20 protein-coding genes are annotated in these 18,570 nt (G+C 44.0%); 3 read left to right on the top strand and 17 right to left on the bottom strand.

The annotated features are described in order from the left end of the window. Positions 1-33: 33 nt before the first annotated feature. The 8 genes from ADS79_RS22110 to ADS79_RS22080 form a co-directional block, all read right to left on the bottom strand. A complete protein-coding gene (locus ADS79_RS22110) occupies positions 34-861 on the bottom strand; it encodes a hypothetical protein (protein ID WP_049740513.1) in 828 nt (275 codons plus the stop codon). Positions 862-875: 14 nt separating this feature from the next. Continuing rightward, positions 876-1,214, bottom strand: coding sequence for an immunity 51 family protein (locus ADS79_RS22105; protein ID WP_236700054.1), 339 nt, complete (start codon positions 1,212-1,214; stop codon positions 876-878). A 54-nt stretch (positions 1,215-1,268) separates the two neighbouring features. Beyond that, a complete protein-coding gene (locus ADS79_RS22100; protein WP_236700086.1) occupies positions 1,269-2,720 on the bottom strand; it encodes a M56 family metallopeptidase in 1,452 nt (483 codons plus the stop codon). 29 nt (positions 2,721-2,749) lie between these two features. Further along, on the bottom strand, positions 2,750-3,130 hold the full coding sequence (locus ADS79_RS22095; protein WP_049740510.1) for a BlaI/MecI/CopY family transcriptional regulator: 381 nt from the start codon (positions 3,128-3,130) through the stop codon (positions 2,750-2,752). A gap of 120 nt (positions 3,131-3,250) precedes the next feature. Next, positions 3,251-3,550 carry a calponin homology domain-containing protein gene (locus ADS79_RS36250; RefSeq protein WP_236700053.1) on the bottom strand — a complete coding sequence of 100 codons (300 nt, stop codon included), beginning with the start codon at positions 3,548-3,550 and terminating at the stop codon, positions 3,251-3,253. Next, positions 3,505-4,032: an SMI1/KNR4 family protein gene (locus tag ADS79_RS22090; protein WP_236700052.1), complete on the bottom strand. Its 528-nt coding sequence runs from the start codon at positions 4,030-4,032 to the stop codon at positions 3,505-3,507. Before ADS79_RS22090 ends, ADS79_RS36250 begins: the two co-directional genes overlap by 46 nt. 33 nt (positions 4,033-4,065) lie before the next feature. Next, the gene (locus tag ADS79_RS22085) at positions 4,066-4,806 is read right to left on the bottom strand and encodes a hypothetical protein (RefSeq protein WP_049740509.1); all 741 of its coding nucleotides are present in this window, start codon (positions 4,804-4,806) and stop codon (positions 4,066-4,068) included. A gap of 222 nt (positions 4,807-5,028) precedes the next feature. Further along, positions 5,029-6,573 carry a malate:quinone oxidoreductase gene (locus tag ADS79_RS22080; protein ID WP_255323315.1) on the bottom strand — a complete coding sequence of 515 codons (1,545 nt, stop codon included), beginning with the start codon at positions 6,571-6,573 and terminating at the stop codon, positions 5,029-5,031. A gap of 479 nt (positions 6,574-7,052) precedes the next feature. On the opposite strand from ADS79_RS22080, the gene ADS79_RS22075 reads away from it, so the two are divergent. Together ADS79_RS22075 and ADS79_RS22070 are read left to right on the top strand one after the other, a co-directional pair. After that, positions 7,053-8,717 carry a DUF6138 family protein gene (locus ADS79_RS22075; RefSeq protein ID WP_049740507.1) on the top strand — a complete coding sequence of 555 codons (1,665 nt, stop codon included), beginning with the start codon at positions 7,053-7,055 and terminating at the stop codon, positions 8,715-8,717. Positions 8,718-8,804: 87 nt separating this feature from the next. Further along, complete coding sequence (locus tag ADS79_RS22070; RefSeq protein WP_049740506.1) at positions 8,805-9,509, top strand: DUF4386 domain-containing protein; 705 nt, start codon at positions 8,805-8,807, stop codon at positions 9,507-9,509. Between the two features lie 9 nt (positions 9,510-9,518). Here ADS79_RS22070 and ADS79_RS22065 read toward each other — a convergent pair whose 3' ends face one another. From ADS79_RS22065 to ADS79_RS22055, 3 genes are all read right to left on the bottom strand, one after another. After that, positions 9,519-10,100, bottom strand: coding sequence for a Crp/Fnr family transcriptional regulator (locus tag ADS79_RS22065; RefSeq protein ID WP_049740505.1), 582 nt, complete (start codon positions 10,098-10,100; stop codon positions 9,519-9,521). Between the two features lie 124 nt (positions 10,101-10,224). Next, positions 10,225-10,851 (bottom strand): hypothetical protein, encoded by a 627-nt coding sequence (locus ADS79_RS22060; protein WP_049740504.1) that lies wholly within the window; start codon positions 10,849-10,851, stop codon positions 10,225-10,227. A gap of 254 nt (positions 10,852-11,105) precedes the next feature. Next, a complete protein-coding gene (locus ADS79_RS22055) occupies positions 11,106-11,726 on the bottom strand; it encodes a helix-turn-helix domain-containing protein (protein WP_049740503.1) in 621 nt (206 codons plus the stop codon). A 374-nt stretch (positions 11,727-12,100) separates the two neighbouring features. On the opposite strand from ADS79_RS22055, the gene ADS79_RS22050 reads away from it, so the two are divergent. Then, positions 12,101-12,499, top strand: a complete 399-nt coding sequence (locus ADS79_RS22050; RefSeq protein ID WP_049740502.1) for a RidA family protein — start codon at positions 12,101-12,103, stop codon at positions 12,497-12,499. A 138-nt stretch (positions 12,500-12,637) separates the two neighbouring features. Here the strand turns inward: ADS79_RS22050 and ADS79_RS22045 are convergent, their stop codons facing one another. The 6 genes from ADS79_RS22045 to ADS79_RS22020 all read right to left on the bottom strand — a co-directional run bounded on the left by ADS79_RS22045 (position 12,638) and on the right by ADS79_RS22020 (position 18,534). Further along, the gene (locus tag ADS79_RS22045) at positions 12,638-13,906 is read right to left on the bottom strand and encodes a cytosine deaminase (RefSeq protein WP_049740501.1); all 1,269 of its coding nucleotides are present in this window, start codon (positions 13,904-13,906) and stop codon (positions 12,638-12,640) included. Further along, positions 13,896-15,170, bottom strand: coding sequence for a cytosine permease (gene codB, locus ADS79_RS22040; RefSeq protein ID WP_049740500.1), 1,275 nt, complete (start codon positions 15,168-15,170; stop codon positions 13,896-13,898). The genes ADS79_RS22045 and codB overlap by 11 nt, the downstream gene beginning before the upstream one ends. Before the next feature lie 346 nt (positions 15,171-15,516). Further along, positions 15,517-15,996 (bottom strand): 23S rRNA (pseudouridine(1915)-N(3))-methyltransferase RlmH, encoded by a 480-nt coding sequence (gene rlmH / locus ADS79_RS22035; RefSeq protein WP_049740499.1) that lies wholly within the window; start codon positions 15,994-15,996, stop codon positions 15,517-15,519. A gap of 222 nt (positions 15,997-16,218) precedes the next feature. Continuing rightward, positions 16,219-16,821, bottom strand: a complete 603-nt coding sequence (locus ADS79_RS22030; RefSeq protein ID WP_049740498.1) for a copper amine oxidase N-terminal domain-containing protein — start codon at positions 16,819-16,821, stop codon at positions 16,219-16,221. A gap of 40 nt (positions 16,822-16,861) precedes the next feature. After that, entirely contained in the window at positions 16,862-18,157 is a 1,296-nt protein-coding gene (locus tag ADS79_RS22025) for a M56 family metallopeptidase (protein WP_049740497.1), read from the bottom strand. Further along, positions 18,154-18,534, bottom strand: coding sequence for a BlaI/MecI/CopY family transcriptional regulator (locus tag ADS79_RS22020; RefSeq protein WP_049740496.1), 381 nt, complete (start codon positions 18,532-18,534; stop codon positions 18,154-18,156). Before ADS79_RS22020 ends, ADS79_RS22025 begins: the two co-directional genes overlap by 4 nt. Between the last annotated feature and the right edge of the window lie 36 nt (positions 18,535-18,570).

The following is an 18,570-nucleotide window of genomic DNA, read 5'->3' as shown; positions in this document are numbered from 1 at the left end:
ACTGACTTAATGTCTCGTTGCTTTCTTCCTTTTTTAGGGGCTTTCATTCTCTGGTTTCCTCTCTTGCGCGACTTTGACTTTCTCGCGTATCGCATCCATAACATCATAAATAAGCTGCATACACGCAGGTGTCGGCCAATCGCCACGATGATGGCAGCCCCGCTCCTCCATCAGCAGAAATGCCCGTAAATCCCATAGCGAGCAGTCGGTTAAATCACCGTCCGCTTCGTTTTTTTGCTCAATCCGGTCTGACGCCTCAAAGCATTCCTCAAAAGAATCGAACTCGTCGAATGTCATGGCAAATGTGACAATACTCCCCCACCCGGCCATCTCTCCTGGCAAGTCGTCCTCGGTTAGCTCCGCGCAGGCAATATCGCGATATTCATCATGCACTTCCACAATATCAAGCTCTGGTACAGGCTGATCGCTCTCGACCATGCTTCGCAAATGCTCCGTCACACGCCGGAAGATCTCCTGTCCCCCGTCTATGCTTAAAGGGACTATCTGGCGAGCCTCCAGCCGCGTCTTGTCAAACTCTGCCTCTCCAACTGAAAAAGGTCTTATCGCATATGCATAAATAACCTCGTCTGCCCATTCACTCATTTTGTAAAGATACAGATCGTCCGTGCAAAACGATTGAGGATAACGCTTCTCCTGCCAAAATCCCGCAAGCAGGCTTTCCACTTTTGCGTCTACTTCAAGGGCATTTGCACAATCGCGAATCAATAACCGGCTATGCCCTTCTCCCGACGTTTTGCTGAACGCAATCGCCCCGTTTCGGACATCACCAAGGTTTGTATAGTGCACAATGATTTTATCTGGGCTCTCAACAGCTTTGTACAAATAAATCGGAGTTTTCACGACCATCAGCCTCGTCAATCCAATTCTGCGCGGGAGAATAAATCTCGGATGAGAGCATCGTCCTCACACGCATCCTTAAATTCGATCGCAAACTGCTTTAAAGCCTCCCGGTCTTTCGAGTAAGCGCAGAACATGCTTCCTTCTGGATCAAAACGCACGACATCGACCAGATCAGGCAGTCGCTCCTGTAGAAAAACGGCTGCCAGCGAGCCCCAATCGTAACCGTTGCCTTCAAATCCTTCCTCCGCTCTTGTTTCAAAAACTTCATTCTTATACGTACCCACATTCAAAATGACTGACGTACTGCCACTCTCATGCTCAATCCATATAAACGGCTTTAGTTTTTCTTCCATGTCCATGGACACCTCCAACTGATTTTCTAAAGGTTTTTTATTCTTACGCTACAACTACTCTTTCATTTGAAATGTGAATGCGACCTGTCCTGACATAATCGCCTGCCCTGATGTAAAGTTGGCGTAATATTCTCCTGGCGTCAAAGGTTGCTGAGTTGTGATCACCCATGTGGTCTGGGCAGGAATTTTCACGATACTTCCCGGGATTACCGTTCCAGACGGAGTAGCATTGGTTACTGTAAAAATGACGTGACGACTGCCCTCATTTTTCACCCATATCGTGCCATATTCATTTCCTTCACTCTTCTTGATGAGATGCGTCTGCGAGGTATTCGCCAATATGGCATCTACCTTTTCAGGAAATGCATGACTGTCGTTTTCTATGCGTTCAAAAATCAAGTCGCCTCGGCGAAGCGTAGTACCAACCTCCCCTTCAAGAATCATAGACTCATCCGGCAAATAGGCTCCTGCTTTACTGGCAGACGCTTTTGGACTGGCATCCGTTTGTAAAAGTGCGTGCTGGCTTCCACTATAAGCAAAAGCCGTACTGATGTAGGCAACGGAAAGCAAAGCGCACATCGTAAGGACTAGGGCTGATTTTTTTCTTTTCACAGGCTTATTTCCCCAAATCATTTGAATTCTCCTCTCCATATATTTTCGTGTATTGCTGAAAGCTGAGTATATCCCGCCTTTTTGCTGAGCAGCGTTCCACAGGACGCTCAACAGTAACTGGCCGTATCTTTTTCGCTCACCCTCGTCCATAGATTGGACAATCTTCTCGTCACAGGACAGCTCACAATAGCGATCAATATCGCGTCTCGCCAAGTAGGCAAGCGGATTAAACCAATGTAGAGCGTTCGTCACGATGAACAGGCATTTTAGCAGAGTATCATGCCGCTTATAGTGGGTCATCTCATGCAGAAAAATCTGGTGATACTGCTCTCCAGAAAAATCCATAGCCGCTGGTAAGACAATGCGCGGCTTGCCGATCCCATAAAGAAATGGAGTACGGCAGTAGGGCGATAAATAGACCGGGATTTCTTTTTTTATGCCCAGCTTTTGTTGGCATATTGCCAGCTCGTTTAGGATAATCGGATCTTCTGCCTGCTCGCATAACCAGGAAATGCGGCGGTGAAACGCAATATTTTGAAACAGGATGACTAGAAGAAAGATCACGGTTCCTGCCACAAGCGTGTAAGGAATGAGTTCAATGAGGAGCATGCTAGAAAAGCTGGATTCATGAGTGACAGCAAAGCTGTCGGCTTTCCAATCTGGTGAATCTGTAATGGACAGGACCTTATTTAGGGTTGGACTTTCAGTGAAACGACTTGAAGCAGCCTTCAGGAGATCATGATCCCAGCAGCTGTATAGCATGTAAAACGGAATAAGGTAAAAGGCATAGATCAGGACATTCACATAATAAAGCCACGTAGCTGTAAAATGCTTCTGATTAAACCGGATGCATAACCTGAGAACCAGGTACAATAATGCCGCAACGATAGACATAAGGAGTAAGGGAACGTATATTTGGAGAATCATTTTTCGGCCTGTGCTCTCAGCTTGTTCATCAATTCCTCGATATCTTCCTTGGTTAAATCCTCACTGTCACAAAGCGCGCTGATTAAGCCTGATACCGATCCCCGATGGACCTCTTTTACAAACCGCTTCGTTTCCAGCTTCTGATAATCCGCTTCCGAAATACGAGGCTCATAGAAATTGGCCTTTCCACTACGAACCGCCTTTATCATTTCCTTTTCCATGAGCCGAGCTAAAAAGGTGATGACGGTATTCTGCTTCCATGCCTTGTCTTCTGGTAGTATGGTAAGAATCTCAGCTGTTGTAATAGGACGTCCAACTGCCCAGATGATGTCCATGATCTGTTTTTCCGCTTCTGACATTCGTTGCAATTTTGTCATGGGAACCTCCATACATTGATCTACAAGATGTAGTTATATATAAAACTACATCTTGTAGGTTAAAATGTCAACTTGACTACCCGGTTCCCGGATCACAGTTAATTTTCTAGAACAAAAGCCTCATCTCTTCGCAGACTGGGCAATAAATTCCCCAAAACTGATTTGCTGCCTTTCATAATCGGCACCGATTCCCGTCAGCTCGTCCTCGATCCTAGCAGCACCTTGGTCAATTCCTTTAAAGATCAACAAAGGCACAGCATCCAAATACGCTTTTGCTTGCGAATAATCACAAGAGAACATTTTTTTGATGAACAGCAATGTTTTTATCTTATCGCTGCCAGCGCCAGTGAGAAAAATGTTGTAGTAATCATATTCTACCTCATCGTATTCCAGCAGCTCCTCGCCCCCTCGAGGTTGCAATACGCTGTGCAGAAACTCACCAGATTGTCATAGGCAACGGAAAAATCCCAGGAGCCTGTTCCATGCTCGGCTGTATAAATGACCGTATCCTCTCTGGAGAGATCGATACAATAAGGATCGCCTTCATCAGAAGCAATGACCAGATAGTCGCTTGGCCATTCCGTAATGACTTCATCGGTAACTGGATTGTAATTGTACCCGCATTGACCCTCCAGAAGATCCTTTGCCCCGTAAATATCCAGATTGATATATTCGTCGGTGTTCCAGCTAACTGACTCGGGAACATACTGCTTCAAAAAGTACAGATAATCCGCAGGCAGACGCCATTTTTCTGAAACGCTTTGTATCGCCTGCTCCTCTGCTTCGGTGATCAGCTGCATCGGGTACTTCGCGTAAAAGTCAGGGTCCTGTTCACGCATCGCCTGTAAAATGCCTTGCATCTTCTCGATCACAGCATCGATTTCTTTCGCATGCTTCTCCACTACAACACCACCTGAATTTTATTCATCCTCTGCTCAAGAGGGATACCTTTCGCACCCTTTTGACAAAAGCCATTGCTCGATAGCGGCAAACGCCTGCTGCTCGTCCTGCTCATACTTGATTGCCACCTCTTGCCCGTTGGCATAGTTAAACCTTACATAGCCGCCGAAATGTCTATAGAACATGCGGCACGTATATTCGTTTTCAATGGAAAGATCAGGCGGAAGCGAGACTCGGCACATTCCTGCCAGCTCCTGCAGCGACAATTGATCCTGTCCCGGCGGCAAACGCAAAAAAACATGCTTCCCAGAGTCTGTCCATGGTTCAAAATAAACAGCTTCTTGCTGGCTGGTTCGATACACCTGATGATAAATTTCATCCAGCACCCAAGCGAACAACTCTTCATCATTCTGCTCCCGCTCCTGTAGCAAAATAGCCCTCACATACTCCTCATGCCGAGGCAGCCAAAGCAGCTGGGCCGTCGGAGGATGCACTGCGAGAAAATCACCGTCCACCGTTGCACCTATAGCGACACATTGTCCAATCTGTTCCTGGGTAATCGGGCTGTCTGCGTCATGCTCCCATAAATCGTACTCGGCAAAAGGCTTCAGCACCTCTGTGTCTGGTAAATGGACATTCATCCACCCTCTGTAATTTCCTTCCCCGAATCGTTGCAAAAATAAAAGGTAGCCAGGTGGATAAGCCGTAACCTCCTCCTGTGCAAGCTTTTTGTTTTGGTCATCGGATAACGCCTTTGGCTGTGACACCATGTACATGATAACTCCTCCTGTTTCATCCTGGGAGATTGACTATAGAGGCAATGAAAATCTCTTTAGTCATTCCACAATTTCAAAAATATTCCTTTGAATCTGAAAAAAGTCCTGAAAAAATGGTACTTGTGACCCAATAATCTTTTCTGAAAGCAAAATAAAAAGCGCCCGGATTACCGGACGCCACTTATTTATGACCTGCTTTTGATGATGATTTTAGGGGGCTGTTTAGTTAACGAGGGCCGGTTCGCTTTTTAAGCCAAGCACCTTTGCCGTTGTAGCATGAATTTCTTCCAGAAGCTCTGGGTTCTCCAGTAAAGATAAACCATGAGAAGGAATCATTTCTTTTATTTTCGGCTCCCATGCATTGATATGCTGCGGGAAGCATTTTTTCATAACCTCAAGCATGACAGAAACGGCTGTAGAAGCACCAGGGGAAGCACCAAGCAGAGCTGCAATCGAGCCATCAGCAGCTGTAATGACTTCCGTACCAAATTGAAGTGTTCCTTTGCCGCCAGCCTCTGTATCCTTGATTACCTGTACACGTTGACCCGCTACGACTAAATCCCAATCCTCGCTTTTTGCGTTCGGGATAAACTCACGCAGCTCTTCCATGCGCTGTTCCTTCGATAACATAACTTGCTGGATCAAGTATTTGGTCAGAGACATTTCTTTTGCACCAGCTGCTAGCATCGTTAAAACATTGTTTGGTTTTACCGAAGTAACCAAGTCGAGCATGGAGCCTGTTTTTAAGAACTTTGGTGAAAAGCCTGCAAATGGGCCAAACAGCAACGACTTTTTATGATCGATATAGCGTGTGTCAAGATGCGGAACGGACATTGGCGGAGCGCCAACCTTCGCTTTTCCGTATACTTTTGCATGATGCTGCTCAACAACTTCCTGATTATTACATACCATGAAGATACCACTTACAGGGAATCCGCCGATATGCTTTCCTTCAGGAATACCCGATTTTTGCAGCAAGTGCAAGCTACCGCCTCCGCCTCCGATGAAGACGAATTTGGCCGAATGGCGTTCGATGCTTCCGTTATTGAGATTTTTCACTTTCAATTGCCAAGAACCGTCGCCATTACGGTTTATATTCTCAACACTGTGCTCGTAGTTAATTTCAACATCTTTACTTTGCAAGTGCTCAAACAGCATACGAGTCAAAGCACCAAAGTTAACGTCCGTACCAGAGTCGATTTTTGTTGCTGCAATCGGCTCATTCGAGATACGGTCTTTCATAACGAGCGGAAGCCATTCCATCAGTTTCTCTGGATCATCCGAGAACTCCATACCTTGGAACAGTGGATTGTTCGTCATCGCTTCGAAACGCTTTTTCAAAAACGATACATCATTCTCCCCTTGCACCAAGCTCATGTGCGGCAATGGCATAATAAAATCATGCGGGTTACTGATCAGCTTGTTGTTCACAAGGTAAGACCAAAACTGCATGGAAACCTGAAACTGCTCATTAATTTTAATGGCTTTGCTAATGTCTACAGACCCGTCTTTCTTTTCGGTCGTGTAGTTCAGCTCACAGAGTGCAGCATGCCCCGTTCCCGCATTGTTCCACTCGTTAGAGCTTTCCTCTCCCGCTTTGGAGAGTTTTTCGAACACTGTAATTTTCCAGTCTGGCATTAATTCCTTCAATAGTGACCCTAGAGTCGCACTCATGATGCCGGCACCAATTAAGATAACGTCTGTTTGCATTTGTCTGTTACTCATTTTTACCGTCCTAACTCGCTGGTATTTGGAGAAAAGATGCAGGCGGCTCCTGATCTGGCCCCGTTGCAAGTCAGGGTGCTACCTAGTACACACCTTTTCTGGAATAATTACAACCTGTGTATAGTGTAACACTTTTGTCTTTGGAATAAAATATTTGCTATATATTGATAGTTATGTGCTATCTCAAAGCAGACAAATGAGAGGCATGAAATTTTCAAGCTGTATAGAGGAAAAACCAAGCCCGAATAGCCCAAAAAACGTTTAGAAATCAAGGCTTATCCCCTTTTCCATGCAGAAATTTTATCTCTCCTTACCGTTTCCAATTTCCCATTTTTGATTCCTGATTTGCTCTCCACTGGTATAAATTAATCACGAAAAATAATTTACATTTCGGTGTCATTTTTCGTTTTTCATTCGCCGATATATCCCTGATAACGTTCCGAGTCTTTTGACTCTATAAATCACCCCAGCAAACCCTTACAATTAAAGGAAATCAGATGATAAATTGGGAGGATTGCTCGTTGAATCAGGCTGTAGAAGCTTTTCTGCATGATGTGTGGAAGGAAGTCACTGTAATTTACTCAAAAGAGAGTCAAAGAATACATGAACTGAAAAAGCAAAGCCGATTACAGGCAGGAATCAAGGATTATCTTCGTGTGGCTTGGAGAAAAGGCAAGCTTAACTGGGCAAACGGTGCGATTCATATCGATATTTACGAGCCCTTCTCCTGGAGTGACAGCTCCTATAAAATCAGCGCCGGTCCTTATATCTCAGAATTGACGGACAAACAGCTTACCGAAGAATTCTTTCCCGCCTTGTGTCAGCTTGTAGAGAACTTGTTCCGCTCGGATGAGCTCGGTCCCCGCTTTTTTGATTACCGATTTGAAGTTGTGTTTGAATTCGAACGAAAACAGTCTGTGATAAGTCTGCAACGCCAGCTCCTACATGAACCAAAGCTTGCTGAGCTGCAAAAGTCACTGGAGCATTTTATTCAAACAAAGATTGTTCCTGATCCACCTGTTCTCCCGGATGAAACAGACATGTTTTTCTTCGCATATCTCTTGATCAATCCGGACGTGATGAAACAGACAGAGGAAGAGATTGCGCCATTGATCCGTCGTCTCTCCGACAAGCTCCATCAGAACCCAAAACGGAAAGCGGAGTGGATCGGGCATTACACCTCGGCTTTCAAAAACTGGGCAGAGGAATCCTTTCTGCCGCAGCATTTTGATCGCGCAGGAGACTTTGGGCACGATTGGACAGTCAAGGAGCAGTCTGAGCGTGGCAATGTTGATACCGAGGAAATGAATTTCTTCCTTTATGTGGCTTCGCAGATCGGGGGCACCCAGCCGGATACTCGACAAAAGTATCTAGAGCTCGCCGCCCAGTTAGGCTCAAAGCGTGCAGTGGACTATCTGAAGGTGGGCAGCGGGAAGTTTGCAAGTAAATATCGGGGAGAGCTTGTGGAATGCAGCAATAATGATGTGATGCAGGCGATTGAAATCAAGATCGTCTCTGAAGAAGAAAAAGCATACGAAGAAGCATTGGATTATCTCATTCACCTGCTGCGGGACGGCTTTCCCAAAGAATACAAGCTGAAGCTGAAAAGCAGCCAAAAGCATCTTTTGCCTATGAAGCAATTGGCGAAATCGAAACTGCATCAGTTTTTTGCAAATGCACTCACCTATCCGTCCCTGTTCCCGAAGCTTGCGGAATATGCGGATACGGCTATGGAAGAGTTTGCATGGTATGGTGATGTAGAGCCAGGAGAGAAATCAGTGATGCCGGGCACCTATGCCGTGTTTGGCCTCGGCTTGTACAGCGAATCGTATTTTCCTTTGGTCCGCCGTTATATGGAGCTGGTTGATTCGGAGCATCAATTGGTGCAGGACAGCTACGCGGAGGCATTTGTCGAGGCTCATGGCTTAAAGGTGGAGCATATGCCAACGCTCGTGTCCATTTTGCTGGGTGGTAACGAGGAAGGCAAACGGGTTAAAAATATTACCATCGACAGTCCTGAGCTGGCTGATGCGCTTGTGCAGGCTTTAAATGACAAAGACAGCTATGAACGCGAGCTGGTGTTATACCGGATATTCGGGAGCCCGGACAAGCTTGCGAAAGCAGCCAAACAGGCACAGCCGCCGCTAAAAGAAGGGCTTGCCCAATTACAGGCGCTTTTGGGATAAGAAGCGTTCTCTTGATTTAAGTCAATGAAAGTCATACTCCTCCTCATTAAAATGGAATTCATCCAGTTCCATTGAGGAGGATATTTTATGGCTACACTATCTGAGCGAAAGTCTGCGGTCATTGCAGGAACTTCCATCATCATTATGGCACTCGCTGCCTTTTTCTCCTATGGCTTTGTCCATGAAAGCCTTGTGGTGACAGGGGATGCTAGCACCACCTATACCAACATCACCACTTCAATCAGTCTTTTCAAAGGCGAGATTTTTGGGTGGCTCATCATCCTGATCAGTGACATCATCGTCGCATGGGCTCTTTATATCTTCTTGAAGCCAATCAATAAAAGCCTGTCCCTGCTCGCTGCATGGCTTCGTCTCATCTATTCGACGATATTGGGAATTGCCATACTGAGTTTGATCGTTGTGCTTCTGCTCGCGACAGATTCAACCGGTTTATCCGTGATCAAAATCGAACAAGTTCAGTCGTTCATGCTCCTGTTTCTCCAGGCATTTGAAGCGATCTGGTCGATTGGTTTGATTGTTTTTGGTGCCCATCTATTGATGATCGGGTATGTGGCTCTTCAATCTAGCAGTATACCGAAAGTGATCAGTATTTTATTGCTCCTTGCTTCTATCGGCTATATCATCATTCACCTGAGCAAAACGTTTTTCACGCAATATGATAGCCTGATTGCCATACTGAATCTCGTATTCATGTTGCCAATGGTTGCCGGAGAATTAGGCTTCGGGATATGGCTGCTGGTCAAAGGAGGAAAGCTCCCCAAGCGTGCATGATCCGTTTCATCATTCAGTCGTATTGATCCGCTTTTTGATGCGACTTAAAGACTCGGGCGTAATTCCAAGATAGCTCGCCAATTGATGCTGTGGTACACGATTGACCAGACTCGGTCTTTTTCGCAATAGCGCTTTATAACGTTCTTCGGGCGTGGAAGCGATAAATGAAGTCCATTCATCCTGGATCTCGCCCAGGCTTTCCTCTACCATCTTGCGCACCATGGTTTCCAACTGGGAGTGCTTGTGAAACATGTCCGGTTCATCGTTCAAATCGCCAACGACCAATACACAGTCTTCCAGACAAGCGAAGGTGTAGGGAGACGTCTTATTTTGTTGATGACGATTGTGAATCGAGACGCCTTGCTCTTCCGTGAAGAAATTGGAGGTAACCTCATTACCCGCTTCATCAATCGCGTACTGCCTTACGCATCCCTTCAAAACGAAGTAGCATTTTGCCGGAACCTCTCCTTGTCTGAGGAGCACGGTTCCCTTTTTATATTCCTCTATCAGGATTTCATCGACGATTGCCTGCTGCTGTTCTTCTGTAAGAGATGTGTATTGGCGCAGATACTTGAACAAGATACTTTTCATATTCATCAGCCCTTTATTTAATCTGCCGCCAAAATCACAAGCCCACTCAGGATTAAGTCCGCTCGATCAAAAGAAGATCTTCGCCCATGGAAGAAATCTTCGGAGGACATCTACTCAACTTCCCTTATCTCATATTGCCAATAATGCTGCTTCTGGAATCCTGCATCTTCTTGATGAAGTTCGACATAGTGTCGAAGGCTTCGTTTCGTTTATTACTCAGACTTTGCAAACGAAGCATGTCCATTTGTTGCGAATTCGATGAAGCATCGATTTGATTTCTTATTTGCGACTCCAACGCATCGAGCTCTTCTTTGTTTTCTGGCAGCTTTGTGTTAAGCCCAGCACCTTCCATTGCCTTTTTCAAGGCTTCTTTCTGCTCTTCATTCATACCCTGATCGTTATGGGCATCTGCCTGTAACTCACGAAGCTTGGACTGAGCATCATTTAATTTAGCTATTTGCTCGTTCTTATCCTGCACGGCTTTAATTTGATCCTGTAGCTGCTTTTCCAGCAGTTTTGCGCGTTCTCCTTGAACAGCCATCATAGCCGTTTCCATATCCATAGTGTTTACATTAATCGTCTCTACCCCGCCCGCATTACCTGATGATACGATTGAATTCTGTGTTGCACCTTTTCCTATTGCATGATTGACCGTATGATAGAACGAATCGTTATACATAAGGGCCGAACCGAAAAGTACACCTACAATAAATACACCGCCAACAGATACGATCTTTTTCTTCATGCTCATTCGCCGCCAACTTCCTCTCGTCCTGCTTTTAGCAGTTTGCTTTTTCTATTCATAGTTTATTACTTTTGCGGCTTCATTTCTGTAACTTGAATTACATCTTGTAAAAATAAAAGGAGCATGCGGTAGCAGCTCCTTGATACGTCTCAGCTTTGTTATGTTACCTATTTTCTGTAATTTCCCAGTTTAGTCCGGCAGATGTATCTGTCAATTATCATAACGCTTCTATTCCGATTGTAATCTAGTTAGGGTTATGCTCATTTTCTTGCGCTAGATTTAAATTGAAAAAACATAACCGATGAACATACCAAAATGTAAACTATCCAAAATGGCTGGTCGTAAATATATGACTTGGGTGACATCGGATATGGAGCCGGTATGTCTATACGTAAGATGTTGTAGATAACTGAAAATGGAATAAAACTAATGAGCCATATATTGAGCAACCAAAAATTTCTCTTTGCTGTTGTCTTCGTTTCTTTTGAAGAAACATACATTCCTACTGTAAAAACGATAAGACCAAGTGCTAAAAAGATAAACCCTATTACAGTTGCGATTGTATGCTGTTTTTCATACCAAATAAAGCAAGCTAAAATTACACCAAAAAAATGAAGTGCTGTAGCTACCACCGTAAAAATATGAGCATTGATATCTCTTTTTTGATTGCCTTCATTTTCGGTACCTTTGCCTTTAAGAAGATAATCTGTCGTCACTTCAAAGAAATCGCTCAACAAAACGATTTTATCCAGTTCAGGGGTAGATTGTTCACTTTCCCATTTTGAGACTGCCTGCCGTGATACGCCTATTTTTTCTGCAAGCCCTTCTTGAGAAATTCCTTTTGCCTTTCTCAAAGTTTGTATTCTGTTTGATATAGTCATTATCTACACTCCTTTCGTTGTTATTATCATTGCAAAAGCTTAGGTTGCATTGCTAGCAACCATGCCTTGAAGGTTGTCAACTAGCGGTTGCATATGTGCAAATTTACCACAAAAACGATGCACGTATATCGTCACCGATCAATCCATTTTGACTCAACCTATTATTTTGGCTACAATCTATTCATAGCATTCACTTCGTATCTACAAGAAAGGAGTAATCCATCCATGAAGAAAAAGTCCCTACGCTGTATATCTTTTGGATATGGATACTCTACTGCTGTTTTTTTCTAGAATTCATTTTACGGGAGAAGTCTGTCCAAAAATGAATGCATAGTCAAGATAGCAGAAAACTTTAGATTGCGAGGTCATATAAAATGGAAAATGCAAAAATCGTTAGGAAAAACCCGGCAGGTATGTATAACCCAGTAGGTAACTACACGCATATTACGAAGATTCCGCGAAATGCAGAGTGGTATGTTGCTTCTGGTCAAATCGGGGCAGATCAGAATGGTGAGATACCCGACAGTATGAACGAACAAATAGAGAATACGTTTAACAATATACAAACCGTATTACACGCAGAGGAATTAACAGCAGAACATATTATCAAAGTAAATATATGGGCTACTCAAAAAATAGATTGGGATTATCTTTATGCAAAATGGGAGGAATTGTTCGGGAGTAATTATCCGGCAATGACGATTGGTTATCTTTCTGAATTAGGATTACCAGAAATAAAAATAGAAATTGAAATATGGGCAGCTAGAGTCTAAAACTACTTGCATACCATCTAACCCACGTAAAAGACACGACATTTACGTGGGTTTTTTGCTGATTTTTTTGACCTCGCTCTATCGTGTAATGCCTGTAAAAAAAAGCGCAACCCTATTAAGGCTGCGCATCATTGTCTCCTACCTATTAAAAGTAACGTTCTCTTCCTTTTGATCAAGAGTGATCGTTGTTTCACTTGGTTTTGTTTTGGCAATTTGCTTTCCATTTCTAAAGGAATACGTAACCACCGCTTGCTTGCGAATGGCTTCATATTCATTTTCCGCAGACAAGACAATGAAATTAGCTGGTTTGCCTTCCTCAATTCCGTAAGTCTCTTCAATGTGCAGTGTTTTGGCGCTGTTTTTCGTGATCAAATCAATGGAATTGACAATTTGCTCATAGCCCATTAATTGCGAAGCATGGATGCCCATATGCAAGACTTGAAGCATATTTCCTGTTCCCAGCGGATACCACGGGTCAAAAATATCGTCGTGGCCAAAGCAAACATTCAGCCCAGCTTCCTGCAGCTCTTTTACCCGTGTCAGACCTCGTCTTTTTGGATACGTATCAAATCGCCCTTGAAGGTGAATATTCACTAGTGGGTTCGATACAAAATTAATGGAAGAAAGCTTTAACAGACGGAATAATTTATACGTATAGGCATCATTGTAAGAGCCCATTGCCGTTGTATGGCTCGCTGTTGTACGCGTACCGATTCCACGTTCGTATGCCTCTTTCGCGACAACCTCAACAAAGCGTGATTGTTCATCATCGATTTCATCGCAATGAATGTCAACCAATCGGTCATACTTTTCAGCCAGGTCAAAGACTATTTTTAATGAATCCACACCATATTCTCTCGTAAATTCAAAATGAGGGATGCCACCGACTACATCTGCGCCCATCTTCAATGATTCCTCAAGCAACTCGACCCCATTCGGATAGGAAAGGATCCCTTCTTGTGGAAACGCAACAAGCTGAATATCTACGAAGGATGCCAGTTCTTCCTTAACTTCCAGCATTGCTTTCAGGGCTGTTAGCTCTGGATCGGTTACATCTACATGTGTACGGACGTGCTGAATCCCTTGAGCAATTTGCCATTTTAGCGCTGTTTTCGCTCTCGTTTTCACATCGTCCCTTGTTAATGTTTCTTTTCGCTGCGACCATCTTTGAATCCCTTCGAACAAGGTCCCACTGATATTCCACTCCGGTTCACCGGCTGTTAATGTTGTGTCCAAATGGATATGCGGCTCAATGAACGGTGGAAGGACGAGAGAACCATTCACATCTACAATTTCTTTGCCTTCCACATCTCCAAGTTCCTGCGTCACTTTATGGAACTTGCCGTCTTCTAGTAGTAGGTGCCAAAGCCCTTCTTTCCCTCTAAGCTTTGCATTTTTAATTATCATTGATTACACCGCCACTTTCATTTATTTTACTCATCGATGATTTTTCCTGAGGCAGACATTTCATCACAACGACATAAATAATGGCAGACCCTAATAATCCATTGATTGGAGGGATGCCTGGTGCAAATTTTGCAATGACAACTCCACATACCCATGCGACAATCGCAACCCAATTCACTGCTTTAAAACGCATCGTTTCAAACGGTTGGTATTTTCCACGCTTTAAAAGAAAGTAATCTGCGAGTACAATCGCTCCAATCGATGGCAGCGTGGAGCCTAGGATGGTCAAAAAGCCAACAAAGTTATTATAAAGCCACATAGCTGCGATTGTACCGACAATTCCGTTAAAGACAACCACTTTATGCTTCGATATTTTCGTAATATTGGCGAAGCCTAACCCTGAAGCGTATAACGCACTATCATTTGTCGTCCAAATATTTAAGCCGAGTACAATGATCGCAGGGATAATGAGACCCTGTAAAAACATGATATCCGAGACATCCGCTTTCCCAAAAGCAATGGCCCCTACAGCACCAAACAAAAACATCAGTGAGTTTCCGAGAAAGAACGCAATCACAATCGCCGTAACAGCTGAACGTGATGTCTTGGCAAAACGGGCAAAGTCAGGTGTAAGCGTACCACCACTAATAAAAGAGCCGATACAAATGGTTAATGCTGCTGCAATACCCATTGTCTCAGTTGGTTGATAGGCGAGCAAGCCCTGTAACCCCCCGATTGTTCCAGCTGCATCAACCATAGAATAGCTCCCGAAAATAGCAATTGCAGGAACGGCGACAAATCCTAATACGGTTAAAGCCTTCATCCCAAAAATAGCGGACGCTGTCATCATTAAACCTAAAATCGCAATTAACACATACACATTAATCCCAGTCGCTTTTTCAACGGGAACAGCAAACATCGCAAGTCCGACACCAAACCACCCTACTTGAGTTGTCGCTAATAAAAAGGAAGATAAATACGAGCCTTTTTCACCAAATGCATATTTCGTCAACAAATGGGTGGACAACCCCGTTTTTGCTGCAATATAAGCCAATGAGCCTGTATATAGACCCAGGATCAGGTTACCTGTTATTACGATCCAAATAAACTGGACAAACGTTAACCCGCTTCCTAATGTCCCTCCAGACCACATGCTTGCTGAAAAGAAAGTGAAAGAGAGCATGACCGCAAGAATCTTCCAAAATCCATTACGACTCGCCTGAGGCACCGCCTGAAACGAGAATTCCTTATCTACGTTAGACATACCAATTCCCCCCAATAAGTTAGTTGATTAGAAACTGGTACCGAAGGAAACTTCGATTACTTTAGACGATTAGGAAAATGAAAAAGCTTCTTGCCAATACCTGACAAGAAGCTTTTTCTACATAAATGAACGTTGGATATCCCATAGGCTACCCAAGCAATGATCATTTTTCCGCTGTCCTTGTCAGCCTCTCTGGACTGAATTAAAGGTACCAGTATGTAATTATGGATATTATTGCACAAAAATGTTGGGCTGTCATTTGAAAAATTCTTTTTGTGTGGAATTATTTTATGTGGGGTGAAAAAATGGTGTTTGAGATAGATTGAGATATTAAAATTTTTCGCCGTTACTTGTGGTATGGCTCCCCCCGACTAATCCGAAACGCCCGATAAACCTGCTCAAGTAGAACCAGCCTCACCAACTGATGCGGAAAAGTCATCTTCGAAAACGACAACAACGCATCCGCCCGCTTCAACACCTGATCAGCCAGCCCCAGCGACCCTCCAATCACAAACGCAATTTGGCTACGCCCATGCAAAGCGAGCTTGTCCATCTCCGCCGACAGCTTCTCCGATGACCACATCTGCCCATCAATCGCGAGCGCAATCACATACTGGTCCTGCTTGATCTGCGCCAGGATGCGCTCGCCTTCCTTGCGCTTGACCTGCTCCATCTCTGCCGCGCTCATCTCTTCAGGCGCTTTTTCGTCGTTCACTTCTATGACCTGCAGCTTACAGTAAGCCGACAAGCGCTTGCTATATTCATCTATGCCTTCACGCAAATACTTTTCCTTAAGCTTCCCTACCGTAATAATCGTAATCTGCACGTTCTCTTACAGTCCTTTCTCTATGTCATAGCGCGATCTGTCCCATTGTCGCGTGAATATCTAATCGTTTCTATCGTCTGAACATGCTTGTCATTTCCATTCCCGGTTTCCTACCTTATTCTACCCCAGAATAGCTAGAAGAGCGCGCATTTAACGAAAAATCCCCTAGACTCGTCCCTTACGGAACCTTGTCTAGAGGCTGATACACATCAAGCACAAATCCTATTCACTGGTAAACGTCGCAGTTCTGGTTGTTCCATCCCAGACAACCTGAATTCCTAGTATTTCAGCGAGCTTGCTGGCGGGTAAAAATGTCCGACTGTTTTTCGTCATCGGTACTGCTCCTTCAAAATATTCTGTCTTTCCGTCAACGATAATCTCCGACTTCCCGATGTGAAGAATAATGCTTCGACCATCTTTGGTAAGCGTAATTTTTCCTTCAGTTGCTTCCCAATTCGTTTGAAACCCGAATACATCCGCCATTGCTCGCAACGGAATCATGGTTCGTCCATTTTCAATGAATGGTGCTGATTCAGCTTTAACCCCTCTCACATGCAAATACTTTCCGTTCACAAGGACTAAAACACGTGTTTTCTTCACTTCTTCACAAGAAGGAATCTCCATGATCACTTTCTTGCCATCGATCACCACACCACCTTGACTCGGAGGTGTTCCATCCCCCCTGCTTCCTCCGCTGCATGATGGGAGTGGCACAGATTCTGACCAGAAAAATTCCTCAACCTCCTCAGCGGCTTGCGCAATAGGCACGATCATCAGAACAAAAAGCAAACTGAACAGCATGTATTTCAACCTTGTATCGAACAACTTTGTCATCTCCCATTTTATTTAGATAGGTTAACCGTCCCTAATTGGAACTGTGAAGCTGAATGCTATATGCCTCGTTTAACGCATCTCGCTCATTTTGTGGCAAAGCCTCAAGATATCCCTCTGGCACAGGAAGCTGCTTTTCTAAATGTTTTTTAATGCGATCCACGAGCTCCTTGTCTGTAAGTTTCTCAGGAGCATCGCTTCCTTTCGGTGTTGCCGGCAGCCTATTCCCATTTTTATCGTAAGCAACCATGGTACCGTCGATATCTTTAACGTTGATTTTATTGTAGCCACTCGACACAGTAGTTAATGGTGCAACAACACGTCTGGCCTTCTCAGACAAAAAATCTACTGGCAAAGTAGTTTTGGCAACATACGCAGCAAGTCCGCCTGCTCCAATCAATACAAATAACGCGACAAAAGACATCAACAGAATCGATCTCTTTGTTTCTTGCCCTTTCATCAGATTGGAAAGTCTCCTTTTTATATAGCGTTTTGAATTGCTAAAGCTGCTGGTGAAAACGATATTTCTCTGGTTGACTCCATACTCGAGCATGGATAGAATCATTTCACCGTACAACCTTCTGCTCTCCGCATCCATTCCTTTAACGACTTTCTCATCACAGGCGAGCTCACATTGCATATTCATTTGCTTGTTGATTAAATAGGTAACCGGATTAAACCAATGGACGGCATTTGCCACGAGCACAAGCAGCTTTACAAACAGGTCGCAACGCTGCAAATGAACGAGCTCGTGGGAGAGAATCAAGGCAAGCTCTTTATCTTCTAACTGGGTATCTGGCAGCACGATCATTGGTTTCCACAAACCGATGAGCATCGGTGTTGTTGCATGAGCACTTACTATGACCTGTACAGGACATTGCAAAGTATCGCATACCCGACTCTCAGCAAAAATTAAAAACTTGAATTTATAGTAATTTTTTACATTCGAAACAAGAAAAATAATGGCCCCTGCTGCCCACAGTACAATGACGAACAGAACCATTTCGCTCAAATATGGAAGCCGCAAGAGATTATCGAACTGTTGGTTGATTAACGATGAGAGAGTTGGCTGAGCAGGTATATATTGCTCAGCGATCATACTCGTTCTGGAACTTGTATCTGTCACGGCAACAATCGATCCTAGAAACGAAATCATCCTGCTTAGGATCTCTGAACCACCAAGCAGAAAAAATACAGGGATCAATCCCGTGTAGTAATGCCAAGTCTGCGAAAATATTTTTTGTGTAACAGGCTTTATACTGCTTTGAACAATCCATATTATCGTACCAACGAATGACCCAATCATTAGAGACATCAGGAAAGTCATCATTTCTTGTCTTCCTTTTTCGCAAACCACTCTTTTAACTCCGCTATGTCATCACGACTGAGTTCTCCATCGTCAGCAAGAGCAGCTATAAAATTTTTCACTTTCCCATTGTACAAACGACTTAAGAAGGTTTGTGTCTCGTACTTTTTGTATTCATCCAGAGTCAAAGCAGGATCGTAGTAGTTCGCCTTGCCAATCATTGATTTTGTCAAAAAGCCTTTTTCAATTAGCCGCTTTAAAATTGTAGATACAGTTGAGGTCTTCCAACCTTTGCTTTCGAAAATATCAAGTAGCTGTGCAACTGTTACCGGAGCAGCTAACTCCCAAATCCCCTCCATTACCTCCATTTCCGTTTCTGATAACCGTCCCAATTTTTTCATCGTAACACCTCTGGTTATTAGTGCGACAACTTGTCG

The organism is Brevibacillus reuszeri, assembly GCF_001187725.1.
GTDB lineage: Bacteria > Bacillota > Bacilli > Brevibacillales > Brevibacillaceae > Brevibacillus > Brevibacillus reuszeri.
The sequence above is the reverse complement of the archived record's forward strand: the minus strand, read 5'-3'. Positions and strand labels throughout refer to the sequence as shown.